The organism is Rheinheimera faecalis (assembly GCF_021290965.1).
Taxonomy (GTDB): Bacteria; Pseudomonadota; Gammaproteobacteria; order Enterobacterales; family Alteromonadaceae; genus Pararheinheimera; species Pararheinheimera faecalis.
On record NZ_JAJOYT010000003.1, the window covers coordinates 147,763 to 164,377 of the forward strand.

Here is a 16,615-nt window from a genome sequence, read left to right on the forward strand (position 1 = left end):
TTTGCTCTAAGCTTAGATCAAATGAATAAAAGCACTGACATCTTCCTTGTCACTGAACCAAAACATCAGGGAGCCAGTCAGAGTCGAAGTAAGGATTGTTGTATTTTTGCCATGAACTTTCATGGTTTTTATTGTCGCTAAGGAGCTGCTTATGGCGCGAAGAAGAGCTAAAGATAAAAAAATATACGTTCTGGACACCAACATTCTACTGCATGAACCTTTCGCCTTCTTAAACTTTCAGGAACACGACGTTGTCATCCCGATGACAGTGCTCGAAGAGTTAGACCATATCAAAGACAAACACAAAGACGTCAGCCGTGAAGCCCGTATTGCGATTCGTGCGCTGGAGGATGTACTCAAAGACGCTTCACCAGAGGAGATGTTGCAGGGGGTGGCTTTACCAAGCCCTATCGAAGAAAAAAATGCCGGTCATTTATTTATTATCAACGACCACCATATCAGCGACCAAATTCCGGGATTACCTGGTGGTGAAAACGATCATTTAATTATTAATACAGCTTTGTTTTTACAGCGGGAAAAAGCACCGACCAAAGTGATACTGGTCACCAAAGATATCAATATGCGCCTTAAAGCCAAAGGAGCAGGGCTGAAGCTGGTAGAAGATTATCGTACCGACCAGTTGATTGATGATGTACGGTTTTTATACAAGGGTTATTACAAGTTTTCAGGCGATTTCTGGTCTGTCGTAAAAGACTGCCGCACTCACAACGAAGGCCGAGAAACCTACCATTTTGTGCCACGTTCCGTTTTACCTAATGCGTATATCAACGAATACCTGATTGACGAAGCTGAAACTTTTGCTGGCCGTGTGCTGGACATCAATGAGCAGGAAATCAAAATTCTTGATTTGGGTTTTGAACGTCTGATGCATAAACATGCCTGGGGTATTCACCCGAAAAATATTTATCAGGCCATGGCGCTAAATGCTTTGCTCGACCCGGATATGGATTTAGTTATTCTGACTGGTCCAGCAGGTTGTGGTAAAACCTTAATTGCTTTAGCTGCTGCGCTGGAGCTGGTGATTGAAAAGGGGATGTACGACAAAGTTATAGTCACCCGCAACACGCCAGAAATAGCGGAGTCTATTGGCTTTTTACCAGGCACCGAAGAAGAAAAAATGGCGCCATGGCTGGCGGCTATTACTGACTCGTTGGAAGTTCTGCATAAAACCGATGAACACCCGCATGCCAGCGTGCAGTACATTATGGACAAGGCCAATATTCAGTTTAAATCGGTCAACTTTATGCGTGGGCGCAGTATCCAGAACGCGATAGTGCTGCTGGATGAATGTCAGAATTTAAGTGCTGCACAGCTAAAAACCATCATCACCCGTTGTGGTGAGGGGACGAAGCTGATTTGTTCGGGTAACTTGTCGCAAATCGACAGCAACTACCTGACGGCCGTAACTTCTGGTTTAACTTACATAGTTGAACGGTTTAAAAACTTTGAAGGCAGTACCACCATCAATCTCAATGGGGTAGTACGTAGCAGGTTGGCATCTTTTGCTGAGGCTAATTTATAAGTGGAAACAAAAGCCCCGCAGTCAGCGGGGCTTTTATCTGTTATGCGGCTTTAAATTTGCGTCTGGTCAGAGCGACAGCCACTAATCCAAGCAGACTGAACCAGCCCACACTGCCACTGTCTTCCTCCACTATAATGACTTGTGGTTCATCATAAGAGAAATCTTCCAGTGGAAGTTCTGCTAATGCAGGTTCGTCAAAGCCTGAGATTTCCGCCAGTAAATCATTGTAGTCAGCATCATAGACACGGATCACCAGGTCGTAATAAGCAGGCGGTAAGCTATGCAGCAGTTCACTTTCTATCGCAAACCAGTCGTCTGCACTGGTGCCATAGAGCGTGAACACAGAACTGGTGTGAATAATGACTTCAGGGGCACCCGCACGTTTTAGTGCAAAATGTACGTATACAGGAACGGACTCGTAGTTAGTATCCGCATCAAAACGGACATACAAGCTGTGGAAAAAGCCGTTCTTATTTAAATCTGAATCAAATGAAATGTCGATGGTATCAAACCATACATTGTTTTCGACGCTTTGAATTAACGCACCACTGGCACGCAATGTTGTTTTAGCTTTAGCGGTTTTCGCCACTTCGGATTGCAACTTAAATGACTCTTTGGTGGATGCAATTTCTGCAGGCGCGGCCAGAGTGAAAAAGGGTACCATGCCAGAACTTATGGCAAATAAACTGACCAACCAAAATTTACGCATACACAGAGCCTCCTTAGCTTTGGTATCATTACAGGCTAATCGCCATGAATACTGGCTGAACTTCATTTTAAGTGAATAAATAATTTGAAACTGACTAAAAAACTCCAGATCACCGAAGCACAGCAGGCTATTGAGGCTTTGGTTGCGGCAGCACCACAGCTCAGCAAAGGCCGGCTGAAAGACGCGATGAACAAAGGTGCAGTGTTGTGGCGACGTGGCAAACAAAACAAAAGGTTACGCCGTGCTCAGGCTGATTTATTGCCAGGCGATAGCCTGGAGCTGAATTACGATGAGCAGTTATTGCAACGCAGCTGTGACCCCGCCGTTCTTATTCACGAAGCCCGTGGCTACAGCGTCTGGTTTAAACCGGCAGGTATGTTGTCGCAAGGCAATGAATGGGGTGATCATCTGTCTTTACTGCGGTTTGCAGAACTGCACTGGCAAGGGAAGCGTCAGGTATTTTTATTGCACAGGTTGGACCGTGAAGCCAGTGGCCTGGTGCTGATAGCTCACACTAAACAAGCTGCAGCTGCTTTTAGTCTGATGCTGCAGCAGCACAAAATCGATAAAGACTATCGTATTGAAGTCAAAGGCCAGCTGTCAGACGAGCTGATCACAAAAGCTGCCTTGAGCACGCCATTGGACGATAAAGCCTGCACGACGGAATTTGAACTGGAGTCTTACTCTGAGGAGCGACGTACCAGTATAGTCAGGGTAAAGTTGATCACCGGGCGTAAACATCAGATCCGCCGTCACTTTGCACAAGCAGGACACCCTGTGATGGGCGACCCTGCCTATGGTTCTGGCAATAAAAATGAACAAGGCTTGATGTTGCAAGCGGTAAAGCTGAAGTTTATTTGTCCTTTCCGCAAAACCGCTATGGAGTTTGAGTTACCAGCCAACCTGCTACAGATTCAAATCTGAGCCAGTTGTTGTTGTAATTTATCACTCAATGAAACGCCATTGACCTGAACCTTTAATATACCCAGGCTAATGGCGTTGAATAAATCCTGTCGTAAGTTATCTGTCTGCCAGGAACAGGGGCGGTTCTGTTGGCATTGATAGTTAAATGCCAATGCTCCGTTGAAGCCTTGCTGCTGCGCTAAAAACAGGCTGTACCAAAGCAGTTCACGTAATGCATCTAAATCCTGCTCACAAATACGTTTGGACAATAATGCATGCAAAGGTAACACCGCACTATGCACCAGGTAATCTGCCGGTATAGCGAGTAACAGTTGATGTTGCAGCTCAGCTGCCTGTTGTTCTGAGGCACAGTAAAGCCAAAACTCCTGCTCCTGTTCAACCCAAAACAGTGATTGATCCAAACCAGCCCTGAATAGTGTCAGGTCGGCCTTCGTATGCCGTATCCCTTTATTTAACAATGCAGGTGTTTGCTCCAGCACTATGACCAGCAACTGGCCTTGCATTTTAGCCTGATGATGGTGCAGTAATAATTCGGTAAAACTACGCCACTGTGATACCTGCATCAGGGAGCCGTAGCGGGATTTTTTCTGCTTACTGAGCAACAAAAGCAGCATAAAAACAGCAAGAGCTAACAAGGTTAACGTGATCAGTAACCATTGTTTCAGTTGGTTTTGCTGATCCAGATGCTGCTGTTGTTGTTTTTCTTGCTGCAGTTGTAATTCAAGACTGGTCTGCAGACTATCCAGTTGTATTTTGCTGGTGTCGTTCAATTGTGCAACTTCCAGCTGGTTGGCTGTTTTTTCCAGCTGATAGGCTCGTTGCCATTCCTGTTCAAGCGCCGCTAATTCTGCACTTAAGGCTAAATGTTTGCGTTTCAGATAAGCCGCCAGCTTGTCTGGTTCTGGTGCTGCCTCGTCCAGCATATTTTTTGCCGCACTATAGTTTTGTTTTTTGATAAATACAGTGGCCAGAAATAAAGCGGTTTCCGATTTGATCGATTGTGCTGACACCTGACTTGCTAACTGGTGAGCTTTAATCAGCAATTGTTCGGATTGATCCAGATCACCTTGTTCCAGTGCCAGCTCCGACAAGCTGACGTAAGCGGAGATCAGCATATAAGGATCCTCGCTATCCACAGCTAACTTCAGTGCTTTGTTATAGGTGTCTTTGGCTTTTTCCTGCTGTTTCAGCACCAGTTGGCTGTCACCAATATTAATCAGTGCATTTACCTGAGCGCTCAAGCTATCCAACTGCTGATAAAGCCGTGCTGCCTCTTCAAAATGTTGCAGCGCCAGTTCGTGTTGTTCCAGTTTTTGATAGGCCATACCCAGGCGCATGCTGATGGACGCTATGGCTTGTTGATCACCCATTTCGCTGGCAAGCGGTAAAGCTGCTCTAAAATGTTGATAGGCTTTGGTCAGATTGTTGTTGTTTAAATGCAAACGCCCCAACGTGATCATGGAGTCCAATTGACGCTGTTTATCTGCCGTTTGTGTAGCCAGAGTCAGGCTTTCAGTTGCTGCTTTCATCGCAAGTTCTGCATTGCCCAACTGATTGTACGCCTGAGCAAAACTTTCCAGAATATCCATCCGCAGATTGAGCGTGGCTGCACTATCCTCATCCGGCAAAATCGCCTGAGCCAGTTTTAGTTTTTCAATCGCCAATGCAGTATCGCGATAAAATACGCCATAAGTTAAAGCCTGCATCAATAAGATACGGCCAGCGAGTTCAGTATCTGGCTCTAAGGTCATGGCCTTATTGCTGAACTCCAGTGCAGCTTCTTTATTTCTCAGTGCATAATGACTGTAAGCCAACAAGAAATAGTCTTGTGCTGTTTTGGCCGGTTGTTTTAGCTGTGCGTCGAGTTGCCCTTGTGGATCCGCTTTGACTTGCTCCATTAATTGAGTCAAATCTGCGGCCTGAATAGCAAAAGTAAACAGCAACAAAAAAATGCAGAAAGCATGACGCATGCAATAGTTCTCCAAAAATAGACAACGCAGTGTAACTGAAAGAAAATCAGACAGCCAGATGAAAACGATGAGGTGCTTAGTGATTGAAAACACTAGTGATTTGTGGCTGAGGCAGTGGCTTTTGTATAGCCTGAAACTGCAGTTGTCCAACCAAAGCTTATGGAATGAACAATTAAGGCGATTAAGCCTGGTTCAGCCACCTCAGACATTGATTATTGGTATCAGTGGGGCACAGGGCAGCGGCAAAAGTAGCCTGGCTAAGTCATTGCAGCAGTTATGGGCGACACAAGGTGTGTTGTCTGATGTAGTGTCGCTGGATGATTATTACCTTGAGCCCGCGGAACGATTCAATAGAGCTCAGCTTTGGCATCCGCTTTTTGCTGAACGTGGAGTGCCTGGAACACATGACACAGCATTGTTGCTTTCACAATTACAGGCTTTCAGGCGCGGCGAAACTCAGGTCTGGCGTCGTTATGATAAAGGGTTGGATTGTATAGCTCAGCCTTCAGAGCAGACAAAGGCGCGTTTGTTGATCCTCGAAGGTTGGTGTCTGGGGCTGCAGCCTCTGGCAGACCAAGCTTTGCTTTCGAATTGCAATGTGTTGGAGCAGCAACAGGATCCTGATGCGATTTGGCGGCGCAAAGTAAATCAACAGCTTGGTGCTGATTATCAGCGCATTTGGCAGGCATCAGACCGCCTTATTTGGCTAAATGCGCCGGATTGGAAAGCAGTGTGTCGTTGGCGGGCCTGGCAGGAGCAGCCTTTACAGCAGCGGGGCTTGGGCAAAAGCCCTGCTGAACTTGAGCACTTTATGTTGTATTTCGAACGTTTAACTGGCGAGAGTTGGCGGCAATTACCTGACCGCGCAGATTTTATTCTGAACCTGGAGCAGGACCATAAGCTGCTGAGCCTTACACCTGACGAATAGGCTTTTGTGAGATAAAAGCCTGCAGATTTTCTGACAGTTGCAGTACCAGACGTTGCATGGCCTGACGACTGGCCCAGGCTACATGAGGTGTAATGATCAGGTTAGGCAGGGCAGGATCAAGCAGAGGATGATCAACAGCTGGTGGTTCAGTACTCAATACATCCAAAGCCGCACCAGCCAAAGTACCACTAGTTAAGGCTTCTGCCAGTGCGGTTTCATCAATCAGCCCACCTCTGGCTGTATTAATCAGCAGCGCAGTGGGTTTCATCCAGCTTAAGGTTTTTGCATTAATGAGTTTGGCTGTGCTGTCAGTGAGAGGGCAATGCAGCGACAACACATCCGCCTGACGCAGTGCGGTTTCGAAGGCGGTTCTGCCTGCGCGGGTTTCTGTGGCGTCAGGGCGTTCTGCAATCAGCACCTTCATACCAAAAGCTTCAGCCAGACGAGCCGTTGCCTGACCTAAATCACCATAACCAAGCAAAGCCATAGTTTTGCCTGCAAGCTCTTCTATAGGCTGCAAATGCAGGCAAAACTGTGGGCTTTGGCTCCACACGCCTTGCTGCACGGCCTGATGATAAGACTGAATATGGTTGGTCAGTTGCAGCAACAAGGCAAACACCTGCTGCGGAACCGCAGTACCTGCATACCCCTGCGCATTACAGACCACTATACCAGCGGCTTTAGCTGCTGCGATATCAACTATATTCACGCCAGTGGCTGCCACCAGAATACAGCGCAGCTCTGGCAAGGCTGCTATGGTTTTGGCATCCAGTGGCACTTTGTTGCTGATCAGCACTTGTGCACCGCTGGCGTGATTCAGTAGTTGCTCAGCAGAAGTTTGTGGATACAAGGTTAAATGGATATCAGCTAACTGCAATGGACTCAGATCGGTGTCAGCCATAGTGGCTGCATCAAGAAAAACGACTTGTGTTGTCATCAGCGATACACCACGTCTTTATACATAGGAGCTAACATCGCCAGAAATTCATTTTGTGCTTCGATAGCAACCTTCTGCTGCTGCATAGCTGTGATTAAATGATTCACCAGTGCGTCAAAGTGGGCTTGGGTAATTTGAAAACCTGTGTGGCTCTCCTGCATGGAGACTCCTGTGTATTTGCATGGGCCACCACTAAGTTCACAAAACTGCTCTATCAACAAACGGCGAAATCTTGGTATATCAGTGTCCTCAAAATGATGAACTATGCTCTGATCATGTTCGATGCCATACAAGACGCCATCAACAATTTTTTCTACGCCGGACTCACCACCTAAACGCTGATATAAGCTGGATTCCGGGCTATGCTGGCATGCCGTTAAGGCTAAGGTTGCGGCCAGCAAAATGTACTTCACCATGTGCCCTCCACTGAGACATAAAAGCCGGTTTGTTCTGTTAAACCTGCGATATCGCCTAAGTCGACATAACCCAGTACAACAGACGCATTTTTATTAATAAACCAGGCCGCGAATAAGTCGCGCCAGTGTTGCTCGTCGGCAAAACCAAGCTGATTCGGCTTTTGTTTAAATTCAGCGCCTACAGCCAGATTGTAATTCAGCAGTAATACAGCTGAGCTTTCAAACATCAGTTTGTGTCCAACACCTTCACCACCAAAACCTAACAAACCGGTTTGATGGGCATCAGTGGAGCGAACAGTGGCGTTCAGCAGCAGGTTACGTCCTGCTATCGCATCAAAAAACACTTTGCTGGCTGCGACATAAAGTTCATAGCCTGAATCATCACCAGCCCCTACAGCAGCGGGTAATGCAAAATCGCGATTTTTCTTAAACTGTGCGCCAACACTGATCTGCGGCATAGAGGTATACAATAACTCGCCCGCTACTTTGTATTTGATACCCAGAATGTCCTGACGTAGCTCGCCTCCTATAGTATCCAGAGCGAATTTTTGTCGGGTGTAGGACAGCTCCCACTGATTGTTAAAACTTGTGCCCACACCAAAACTGTCCAGCGTAAAATCGTCAACCCCAACTCTGCCAGAAAAGGTATTGACCGACCACTCGTCACTACTGCTGTAGCCGTTGATCGTAGCCCATGGCACTATGCCTCCGCCTGAGTTACCTTCGATGTTGGTAGCGCCTCCGGTAGCTATAACTTTTGAGCCTGCCATCAAACTGCCACTGGCCGTTAATAAACACAGGCCAATTAAGATGTTTTTCATTAACTTACTTCTTGTTCAAACCATTGTGGGCTGTTTTGTTCAAAGTTCTGCAGCCATTCGATGAAATGTTCTGCTGTTAAAGGTTTTGAGAAAAAATAACCTTGTATCTTGTCACACTTATACTGCTGCAGTTTTGCCAGGCCAGCCAAATTCTCCAGACCTTCGGCTGTGACTTTTAAGCCTAAACTATGGGCCAGTTGAGTGGTGGCACTGACAATCAGAGCGTCATCCTGATTGTGTTCAATGTCTTTGATAAAGGCTCTGTCAATTTTCACTTCGTGTACCGGCAGCTGTTTTAAGTAAGCTAAAGACGATTGGCCTGTGCCAAAGTCATCAATCGCCAGCTCAATTCCCATATCACGCAGTTGGGTTAATATCAGGATCACCTGTTTTGGATCCTGCATCACAGCGCCTTCTGTGACTTCCAGTGATAAAGCTGACGAAGGAAGGCTATACAGCTTTAGCAAGGCCGCAATATCTTCAGGCAAATCGGGATTGGTTAAATCATGAGCCGACAGATTTACTGCCACATTAATGGTTTTGCCTTGCTGGTGCCAAAGTGCCAGCTGTGCTGCCACAGTGTTAAGCATCCACTCTGTCACCAGAGCTATGTTACCTGCGTGTTCCGCTAATTTAATAAACTCATCCGGTGGCACAAAACCCAGTTCAGGATGCACCCAGCGGATTAAGGCTTCCGCTGAATGGCAGCATTGTTTACTCAACTCCACTTTAGGCTGGTAGACCACAAATAACTGGTTCTTTTGCAGAGCAGCAGGTAAGTCACGCAAAATAGTCAGTTCACGCTGATGGCTTTCGTCCTGACCTTGCTGATAAAACGCAACTAAACTCTGTTGCTGTTTGGCGTGGTTCAGTGCTATATCCAGGCGTCTTATTGCATCAGTGGCATGCACGCTGCCCGGAGCAATATTGTATGCACCAATGGAAACCTTCAGGCTTAATGGTGAATCAGCCAGTAAGTAGCCTGAATGCAGTTGCTGCTTTAATTGCTCCAGCTGGAGAGCGGAAAAATGTTGGTTATATAAAAGTAAAAATTCATCACCCCCTAAACGGGCGGCTAACAAAGGTGCCGGATGCAACTGATGTAAACGCTGCGCCATTTGCTGCAATAAAGAGTCACCATTCGCAAAACCCAGCGCATCGTTAATATGACGAAAGTTTTTGATATTCAGTAGCAACAGACCTACATCCTGTGACGGTAAGAGTTCTGCCAATTTGCGTTCAGCCGCTCCGCGGTTTTTGAGTCCTGTCAGCGAATCATGTTCGGCCTGAAACAACAGCTCTGCTTCCCGACTGCGTATATCCAACTGCATCTTATGTAATGTATTGCCCAAGACTCCAATCTCACCTTTGGCTGCAGGTAAATCTGCGGCTGTCAGACCCTGACCTATCTGGCTGGCGAAGTTGGATAATAAACGTAAAGGTTGAGTAATACTGCGGGCAATCACAAAAGCTAATAACAAAGCCAGCGTTAAACTTAAACCAAAAATGAGCAGTAGTTGCTGACGGATTTGCTGATAACTCTCCTGCCAGCGTGAACTTGGATAATGCAGTACTGCCCAGAGCAATTGTTGTTTATCCAGGGCTAAAGCCAGAGATAAAAATTGGTCTTCATTACTGCTAAAGGGCTGCTGTTGAGTGTCGGCAAGATTCGGCAGTAAAGGTAATAAGCTTTGCTGCGTTTCAGCGGGCAATGTGGAGTGCAGAGTTTGATTGCTTCGTTCACTATTGGTCGTGAAACTGACATCCAGATCGGTAATACCTTTGATTTGTTCAGCCAGTTGTTTATTTAAACTAAATCCCATACCTACCCAGGCTATGGTTTGGGGGGCTTTGACCGGCACCAACACCAATTGGTAAGAATTGCCTGCCAGTACCAGAATATCATTCACTGTGCCTGACTGATTGCCTTTGCTTTGTAAAAACACAGGTTTTACATCGTCATTATTCAAGTCTGCGCTGGTGCTGGCGAGCAGGTCACCGCCAGGGGATAATAACAACACCAAATCAGCATGCACTCTGCTGCCGTGATTTTCTAATACCGACAATATTGTCTCTTGCTCTGCAGTAGCGACGGCACGGCGAAACCCAAAGTCGCTGGCCAGAATACTGACAGAATTCGTTAACTGAGTGGCTCTATTGTCCAGAGCCTGCAAAAAAACGTTGGCCGCAACCTTCAGTACTTGTTGTGCTTGCTGTTCACTGTCTTTTTTCATCGTATTTAAAGTAGCAAGGCCGCTGGCCAGGGCCAGAATGGTCAACAGACTAATAAGTGAAACGACCAACCGACTACGTAATGAATCGAACATTTGACCTCGTTGTGGCAGCAGCTTGTGAATACTGTCATAGTAGACAAAGAAAAATATGAGTGTAATCAAACCACTCACTCAAACAGCATAATTGAAAATGAAAGGTCTGGATATGTCTGCTGAAACCTTAGCAATAAGTCAGTGCGCACTCAACTCTAAAGCGTTAGATCCAAAGAAAAACCTGATTATTCAAATTCATATTTCTCATATATACCCAAAGTAATTGGAGTTGCAGGGAGGCGACAAGAGCCTGAGACCCCAGGAGCATAGTAGTCCTATGTGACTGGGGCGAGAGCACGTAGTCAACAAAGCTGCAGCTTCAAGTACGAAGGGTATGGAAAAGTATAACAGAGGGATTGTGCATGAATGCAAAGTGGGCACTGTTGTTTTTTGTAATCTTGTTCAGTGATGTTTTGTATGCAGCAGAGCCTATGACTCAGGAGCAGCAGCCTTGTGCCAGAGTTAAAGACCGTCCTTGTATTGCGTTAGTTTTGGGCGGCGGCGGAGCTCGTGGTGGTGCGCATCTTGGCGTGATCCGCCAGTTAGAGCAACAAGGTATACCGATTGATTTAATAGTGGGCACCAGTATTGGTGCTTTTATTGGTGGTTTGTATGCAACCGGCCATAGCCCTGACGACATTCAAACTATTCTTGATCATTTGGAGTGGAGTACAGGCTTTCGTGACAAAGTTCACCGGGACGAAATGCCGGTGCGACGTAAACAGCAGCAGGATGATTATCCGATCCGACTGGGCCTGGGTTTAGACAGTTCAGGCATAAAAATCCCCAAAGGCGTGTTATTAGGCCAGGCGATGGCTGAGTTGATTCTGGAGGCTTATGGCGCACAGTTAAATCACAGCCACTTTGATCAATTACCCATCCCGTTTCGTGCCGTTGCTGCTGACTTAACCAACAGAGAAACTGTGGTGATGAGCCAGGGCAGTCTGTTGCAAGCCGTACAGGCTTCTATGTCTATTCCCGGTGTTGTCAGGCCTATGGAACTGAATGGCCGGGTATTGGTCGATGGTGGAGTGGCTAATAATTTGCCTGTCAGTATTGCCAAAGACTTAGGCGCTGATCGGATTATTGCGGTGGCGATTGACGCGCCTTTGTTAAATAAAGAGCAGCTAGATTCGGCTTTTGCGGTCACTGATCAACTCACTAATTTTTTAGTCCGGCAGGTGGTGGATCAGCAAATTGCTCTGTTAGGACCTGATGATCTGTTGCTTAGCCCGAATGTGGCGCAGATAGGGACTCTGGATTTTGATAAGTTACCGGCATCTATTGAAGCGGGTCGCGTCAGCGCAGAGCAACAAAGCAAAGCATTGGCCAGCTTCGCTTATCCAAAGCAGTATCCTGATTGGCTGGCCGCACACAGAGCAAAGCAAGAGCCGACAGTCAGAGTGGACCATATTGAGCTGGATAACCAAAGTTTATTATCTGACGAGGTACTGTTGCACAGGCTGGCGCTAAAAGAAGGCAAAAGTTATGACAGTAAAAAGCTCAAAGAAGGTCTGCGTCAGGTTTACGGTGTCGACACGCTTGAGCGTGTGTCATTGCAGTTAGAGCAAAATAAACAAGACGAAGATACGCGTTTAAAAGTGCGGGCTGTAGAGAAAAGCTGGGGGCCGGGTTATTTAAATTTCCGTTTTACTATGGAAGACGATTTTCGCAATAACAGATATTACCAATTGGCTGCCTCTTATACCTACAGCAACATCACACAACTTGGCGCGGAGTTGCATAATGAACTTGCGCTGGGCACGGATAAGCTGCTTAGTTCAGAGTTGTATTGGCCTGCTTATACACCTGCTACTTTTGTCAGCGCTCAGGTTCAGAGAGAAAATACGGTGCTGGTATTGGAGGACACCGACGGCTTATCTTTAGGTGATTTATCCAATACAGAAACCTCCCTGACGGCAAAAGTGGGCTGGAATTTATCCGATCATGCCAGACTGAGCTCTGGTTGGGCCGATAAGGATGGTTATTTCCGCATACCTGGTTCTGGAATTGGCGATTTAGGCTTTGATCGGTTGAGGTATCAGCGTGAGGGGCCATTATTGGACTTTGTTTGGGACAGATTGGACAACCCAGCCTTTCCAAGCCGGGGTTTTCGTATACGCGCCAACTGGCAATGGTTAGATGATACAGCGCTGGGGCAGACTCATCGTAGTCGTAGCAACGCTGTTGAAGTCCAGGCAGCCCGTAGCTTTTTTGAACGTCATATATTGAGAGCTCGCTGGCGTCTTGAAGATTATACGCCCGGAGATCCGGATGTTGCGGTTGAGCAATTCTCATTGGGTGGTTTATTAAATTTATCTGGTTATCCAAAAAACTATCTGTTTGGCAGCGAAATTAAGTTTGGCAGTCTGGTGTATTTGTACAAAATGAGTGAAAACAGATTTAGTGTGATTAACTCCCCCTTTTATCTGGGAGCTTCAATAGAGAGAGGTCAGGTGCACGGCAACATGATCAGGGTTGAAAGCCTGGCCAATGAGACAGACTGGATCTGGGCCAGTAGTCTGTTTGCGGGTTGGGATAGTCCTTTTGGCCCTGTGTATCTGGGATATGGTTGGGCTGAAGACGATCTCAGTGGTAAGGCCTATCAGTATTATCTGTCCATTGGACAAAGTTTTTAATCAGGGGGCGAATGATGAAAAGCTGGAGTAGCTGGTTATTGCTGTTGTGTGCTTTGTCTGCTCAGGCGAATGAGTTTCCTGCAGAGTTACGGGTTGGTCTAAGCCAGAACGCTGCACCGCAAAAGCAAGGTAATACCATTCATTTTGAAGCAGAATTATTCCGTCAGCTATTGAGTGAGCTCGGGTATAAGGCTGAGTTTGTTGCTGCGCCTCATGCCAGGCTGACACGCATGTTACAAAACAAAGAGCTGGATATGGCGGCCAGGCAAGGTGGAGAACCTGTTGCAGGGCTGTTTTACAGCCAGCCTTACCTTGAGTTTCATAATTTGGTATTTGCCTTGTCTGATTTCCCGGATCAGTTGCACAGTGTGCAGGATATGAGTCGCTACTCTGTTGCCAGCTTTCAGAATGCGACTAAAATTCTCGGCGCTGAATTTACTCAGGCAATGAAAAAATCGCCTTCATTCCGTGAAGTGGTGGATCACAATCAAGCTGTTGAAATGTTGCAAAAACAACGTACTCAGTTGCTGGTGCTAGACAAGGTCACTTTTTATCGACGCTGGAGTGAAAAGAGTTTGCCGGCACATAAAGTGCGTTCTTTTGATCTATTTCCAAAAGCTCAGCACCGTATTGGTTTTACCGATCTGAAGTTACAACAGCAGGTGAGTCAGCTGCTGCAAAAGTGGCAGGACTCTGGCCGGGTTGCGCAACTGCAAAAACAAACCCGGCAGTTAAATCAGTCACTGAATTAACTTTCTTCTTCTTTCAGTTTTTTCGCGCCTTCTTTAATCAGCTGCTCTTTTTGTTTTTGTAACATTTCCAACTGAGCTTTATCCGCGTCCGTCAGCTCGCCTTTTTTATTGGCAAGGGCTTCAATTTTTTCTTCTATTTCTTCCAGCTTTTTCCTGTCAACACCCAACTTGGCATCCAGCACTTGCTGCATCAATGTTGCCAAACGGTCTGGCTCTTTTAACTGGTCCGTTGTTTCTTTGTTTTGTTCAGCCCTGTCCTCCGATTTGGACATAGAACTGTTATTGTTTTTCGCTAAATGCTGATAGGTCAGGTCCGGCTCTTGTTGGCCGCTGGATAAACTGACTTTGTCTGCATAAGGATCATCAATAAAGCCTCTGTCTTTGTCAAAAGATGGAGGTTTAAATAGCTGGCCATCCAGTCCAAGGGAGGCGGTGACACCAGAAATATTGAACATATTAATCTCCTGAGCTTTATGCAGTGGTCATGTACCTGACCTGTTGCTTAAAGAGGAGCAAATTTGGTGCCAACCTTATTTCGCTTAAAAACGCAGCAAAATGCCAAAAGAACGGCAAGAGTGCGGCAAAAGCCGGCCGTTTTTTACATCTTTTTACATAAAAGTTGCCGCTTTACATCTGGTGGGTTACGACAGCTGACTACAACTAAACTGACGTTGGTACTGACGCGGACTGATCCCCAGTTGTTTCTGAAATTGCTGGCGCAAGTTTAAGGATGAACCAAAACCTGTCAGGTCACTAATTTGTTCTATTGAATGCTGACCTTGTTCCAGATAGTGCTGTACCAGTTGCAACCTCTGCTGTAGCAGCCACTGTAGCGGGCTGACCCCGGTACTGGCTTTAAAATGCCGGTCAAAGCTTCGTCTGGACATACCCGCTTTATCGGCCAGTTGTTCAATAGCTAAAGGTTTATTTAGATTTAATAATGCCCAATCCATAGTGGCACTGAGTAAATTGGTTTTTTTCTGCAAAGGCAATGCGACAAACTGGGCTTGTCCACCTTCACGGTGAGCGGAAATAACAGCTCTTTTGGCGACCTGATTGGCAATTTCAAAGCCAAAATCCCGCCGGATAACTGCTAAGCCTAAATCCAATGCTGCTGCACTGCCTGCTGAGCAGCCAATCTGACCATCGAAACAATACAGAACATTTTGCTGATAACGACTGTCCGGATAACGCCGTTGAAACTCATCAGCATAACGCCAATGTGTAGTGGCAGCTTTACCTCTGAGTACCCCAAGTTCTGCCAGTAAAAAGGCTCCTGAGCAAAAGGAAATAAGCCTCACCCCACGTTGATACGCGGCCAACAGTTGTGCTCGCAGCTCTTCCGGTGGTTCTGGCTCTGATACAGACCAGTTAGGGATCAGGATAGTATCGTAAGGTGTTAAATCCTGAACCTGTGGCACCAGTAATTGCAGGCCACCTGTTGCCGTTAAAGGCCCTGGATGAAAACTGATCAGATCGGTCTGATACCAGTCCGGGTATTCTGGCCGGCTTAAGGCAAATAACTCTGAGGCACAACCCAGCTCAAAGGTTGCCACAGTGGGGCCTAATAAAATGGCTATTTTATGCATGCGATTGCTCCGGGTGTTACCGACTGTCAGTATTGGCTTAATACTAATATATTGTGTCTTTTAAGCCAATGGTGAAGGGGGTAGAAGCAAAGTACAGTGCTGCTGAGTTTTATTAACATCATGCTACAGCACATTCAGACAGGAGCAGACTTATGTCATCTATGGTATCCAGGCCTTCAGCGGCGGGCTCAGAACAAGCTATTGCACACTTTAGTTCTTTATTGCAGTTTGAAACCGATTGCTGGGATCTGCATCATGCTATCAGCAATAAACGGCAGGATTTTGTGCTACTGGATGTGCGGGGAGAGGCTGCTTATGCAAAAGGCCATTTGCCTGAAGCGATACTTTTTCCTCACAGCAGAATTTCAGCAGAGAGTCTGGCGCTTTATCCGCTTGATACCTTATTTGTGGTGTATTGCGCCGGGCCTCATTGTAACGGAGCTGATAAAGCGGCACTGAAACTGGCTCAGTTACAAAGGCCTGTGAAGAAGATGATAGGTGGAGTGACAGGTTGGCTGGATGAAGGTTTTGAGTTAGTGCGCTAAAGTGAGGACCAGTACAACAAATGGCAGATCACAACCACTGTAGTCAGGTGATTTCTTAATCTGCTGTAGGCGGGGGAGTAAGTTAACCGACTCCCTTGCCTGATTTCAAACAACCTCAGGGCAACAAAAGCTGCAGCAAGAACCAGAAGTTGCTGCGGCGGTACAAGCAAGCTACTAAACCAGCCTATCAATGCAAAACTCACCACCCATACAGGGAGAAAACGTTCAGACTGCTGATATAAAACAGGCCAGAGTACTCCTGCCATAAACGCCAGAATAATCTGGCTGTAGCTTTGAAATGCCGAGTATGGTGGGGTGAAAGTGAGAAGCTCTGGCCATAGTTGTAAAATAGTCAGGCCAATAAAAGGTAGTAAACCGGCATAACCTAAAAGCTGGATCAGGCGCATAACATGACATCATCAGGAGTAATGACAGACTATACGTAGCGGATGAGATTATGGATGAAAAAAAAGAGGGAGAACCACAAGGGTTTCCCTCATAAAAATCCAGGACAA

General features: G+C 46.4%; 15 protein-coding genes. 6 read left to right on the top strand and 9 right to left on the bottom strand.

Annotated elements, in window-relative coordinates; all coding sequences use genetic code 11:
- Nucleotides 1–151 precede the first annotated feature (151 nt).
- A complete protein-coding gene (locus LSG34_RS06985; RefSeq protein WP_233008107.1) occupies nucleotides 152–1,543 on the top strand; it encodes a PhoH family protein in 1,392 nt (463 codons plus the stop codon).
- Nucleotides 1,544–1,583: 40 nt separating this feature from the next.
- Here LSG34_RS06985 and LSG34_RS06990 read toward each other — a convergent pair whose 3' ends face one another.
- The gene (locus LSG34_RS06990; protein WP_233008108.1) at nucleotides 1,584–2,252 is read right to left on the bottom strand and encodes a choice-of-anchor H family protein; all 669 of its coding nucleotides are present in this window, start codon (nucleotides 2,250–2,252) and stop codon (nucleotides 1,584–1,586) included.
- Between the two features lie 84 nt (nucleotides 2,253–2,336).
- On the opposite strand from LSG34_RS06990, the gene LSG34_RS06995 reads away from it, so the two are divergent.
- The gene (locus tag LSG34_RS06995) at nucleotides 2,337–3,176 is read left to right on the top strand and encodes an RluA family pseudouridine synthase (RefSeq protein WP_233008109.1); all 840 of its coding nucleotides are present in this window, start codon (nucleotides 2,337–2,339) and stop codon (nucleotides 3,174–3,176) included.
- Here LSG34_RS06995 and LSG34_RS07000 read toward each other — a convergent pair.
- Nucleotides 3,167–5,146 (bottom strand): tetratricopeptide repeat protein, encoded by a 1,980-nt coding sequence (locus LSG34_RS07000; RefSeq protein WP_233008110.1) that lies wholly within the window; start codon nucleotides 5,144–5,146, stop codon nucleotides 3,167–3,169. The two genes, LSG34_RS06995 and LSG34_RS07000, sit on opposite strands and share 10 nt — an antisense overlap.
- A 79-nt stretch (nucleotides 5,147–5,225) precedes the next feature.
- On the opposite strand from LSG34_RS07000, the gene LSG34_RS07005 reads away from it, so the two are divergent.
- The gene (locus LSG34_RS07005) at nucleotides 5,226–6,074 is read left to right on the top strand and encodes a kinase (protein ID WP_233008111.1); all 849 of its coding nucleotides are present in this window, start codon (nucleotides 5,226–5,228) and stop codon (nucleotides 6,072–6,074) included.
- Here the strand turns inward: LSG34_RS07005 and LSG34_RS07010 are convergent.
- From LSG34_RS07010 to LSG34_RS07025, 4 genes are read right to left on the bottom strand one after another with little or no spacing between them, the layout of a single operon-like run.
- Nucleotides 6,058–7,011 (bottom strand): D-2-hydroxyacid dehydrogenase, encoded by a 954-nt coding sequence (locus LSG34_RS07010; protein ID WP_233008112.1) that lies wholly within the window; start codon nucleotides 7,009–7,011, stop codon nucleotides 6,058–6,060. The two genes, LSG34_RS07005 and LSG34_RS07010, sit on opposite strands and share 17 nt — an antisense overlap.
- On the bottom strand, nucleotides 7,011–7,427 hold the full coding sequence (locus LSG34_RS07015; protein ID WP_233008113.1) for a group I truncated hemoglobin: 417 nt from the start codon (nucleotides 7,425–7,427) through the stop codon (nucleotides 7,011–7,013). The genes LSG34_RS07010 and LSG34_RS07015 overlap by 1 nt, the downstream gene beginning before the upstream one ends.
- Nucleotides 7,421–8,248: a DUF3034 family protein gene (locus LSG34_RS07020; RefSeq protein WP_233008114.1), complete on the bottom strand. Its 828-nt coding sequence runs from the start codon at nucleotides 8,246–8,248 to the stop codon at nucleotides 7,421–7,423. Before LSG34_RS07020 ends, LSG34_RS07015 begins: the two co-directional genes overlap by 7 nt.
- The gene (locus LSG34_RS07025; protein WP_233008115.1) at nucleotides 8,248–10,575 is read right to left on the bottom strand and encodes a bifunctional diguanylate cyclase/phosphodiesterase; all 2,328 of its coding nucleotides are present in this window, start codon (nucleotides 10,573–10,575) and stop codon (nucleotides 8,248–8,250) included. Before LSG34_RS07025 ends, LSG34_RS07020 begins: the two co-directional genes overlap by 1 nt.
- Nucleotides 10,576–10,937: 362 nt before the next feature.
- Between LSG34_RS07025 and LSG34_RS07030 the strand changes: the two genes are divergently transcribed.
- Together LSG34_RS07030 and LSG34_RS07035 are read left to right on the top strand one after the other, a co-directional pair.
- Complete coding sequence (locus tag LSG34_RS07030) at nucleotides 10,938–13,214, top strand: patatin-like phospholipase family protein (RefSeq protein WP_233008116.1); 2,277 nt, start codon at nucleotides 10,938–10,940, stop codon at nucleotides 13,212–13,214.
- A gap of 14 nt (nucleotides 13,215–13,228) precedes the next feature.
- Nucleotides 13,229–13,966: a substrate-binding periplasmic protein gene (locus tag LSG34_RS07035; protein ID WP_233008117.1), complete on the top strand. Its 738-nt coding sequence runs from the start codon at nucleotides 13,229–13,231 to the stop codon at nucleotides 13,964–13,966.
- On the opposite strand, the gene LSG34_RS07040 is transcribed toward LSG34_RS07035, so the two are convergent.
- Both LSG34_RS07040 and LSG34_RS07045 read right to left on the bottom strand, forming a co-directional pair.
- The gene (locus tag LSG34_RS07040) at nucleotides 13,963–14,421 is read right to left on the bottom strand and encodes a hypothetical protein (RefSeq protein ID WP_233008118.1); all 459 of its coding nucleotides are present in this window, start codon (nucleotides 14,419–14,421) and stop codon (nucleotides 13,963–13,965) included. The two genes, LSG34_RS07035 and LSG34_RS07040, sit on opposite strands and share 4 nt — an antisense overlap.
- A 186-nt stretch (nucleotides 14,422–14,607) precedes the next feature.
- A complete protein-coding gene (locus tag LSG34_RS07045; protein ID WP_233008119.1) occupies nucleotides 14,608–15,555 on the bottom strand; it encodes a helix-turn-helix domain-containing protein in 948 nt (315 codons plus the stop codon).
- Nucleotides 15,556–15,707: 152 nt separating this feature from the next.
- Between LSG34_RS07045 and LSG34_RS07050 the strand changes: the two genes are divergently transcribed.
- Complete coding sequence (locus LSG34_RS07050) at nucleotides 15,708–16,100, top strand: rhodanese-like domain-containing protein (RefSeq protein WP_233008120.1); 393 nt, start codon at nucleotides 15,708–15,710, stop codon at nucleotides 16,098–16,100.
- Here the strand turns inward: LSG34_RS07050 and LSG34_RS07055 are convergent.
- On the bottom strand, nucleotides 16,097–16,507 hold the full coding sequence (locus tag LSG34_RS07055) for a DUF3429 domain-containing protein (protein ID WP_233008121.1): 411 nt from the start codon (nucleotides 16,505–16,507) through the stop codon (nucleotides 16,097–16,099). The genes LSG34_RS07050 and LSG34_RS07055 overlap by 4 nt on opposite strands.
- Nucleotides 16,508–16,615 lie beyond the last annotated feature (108 nt).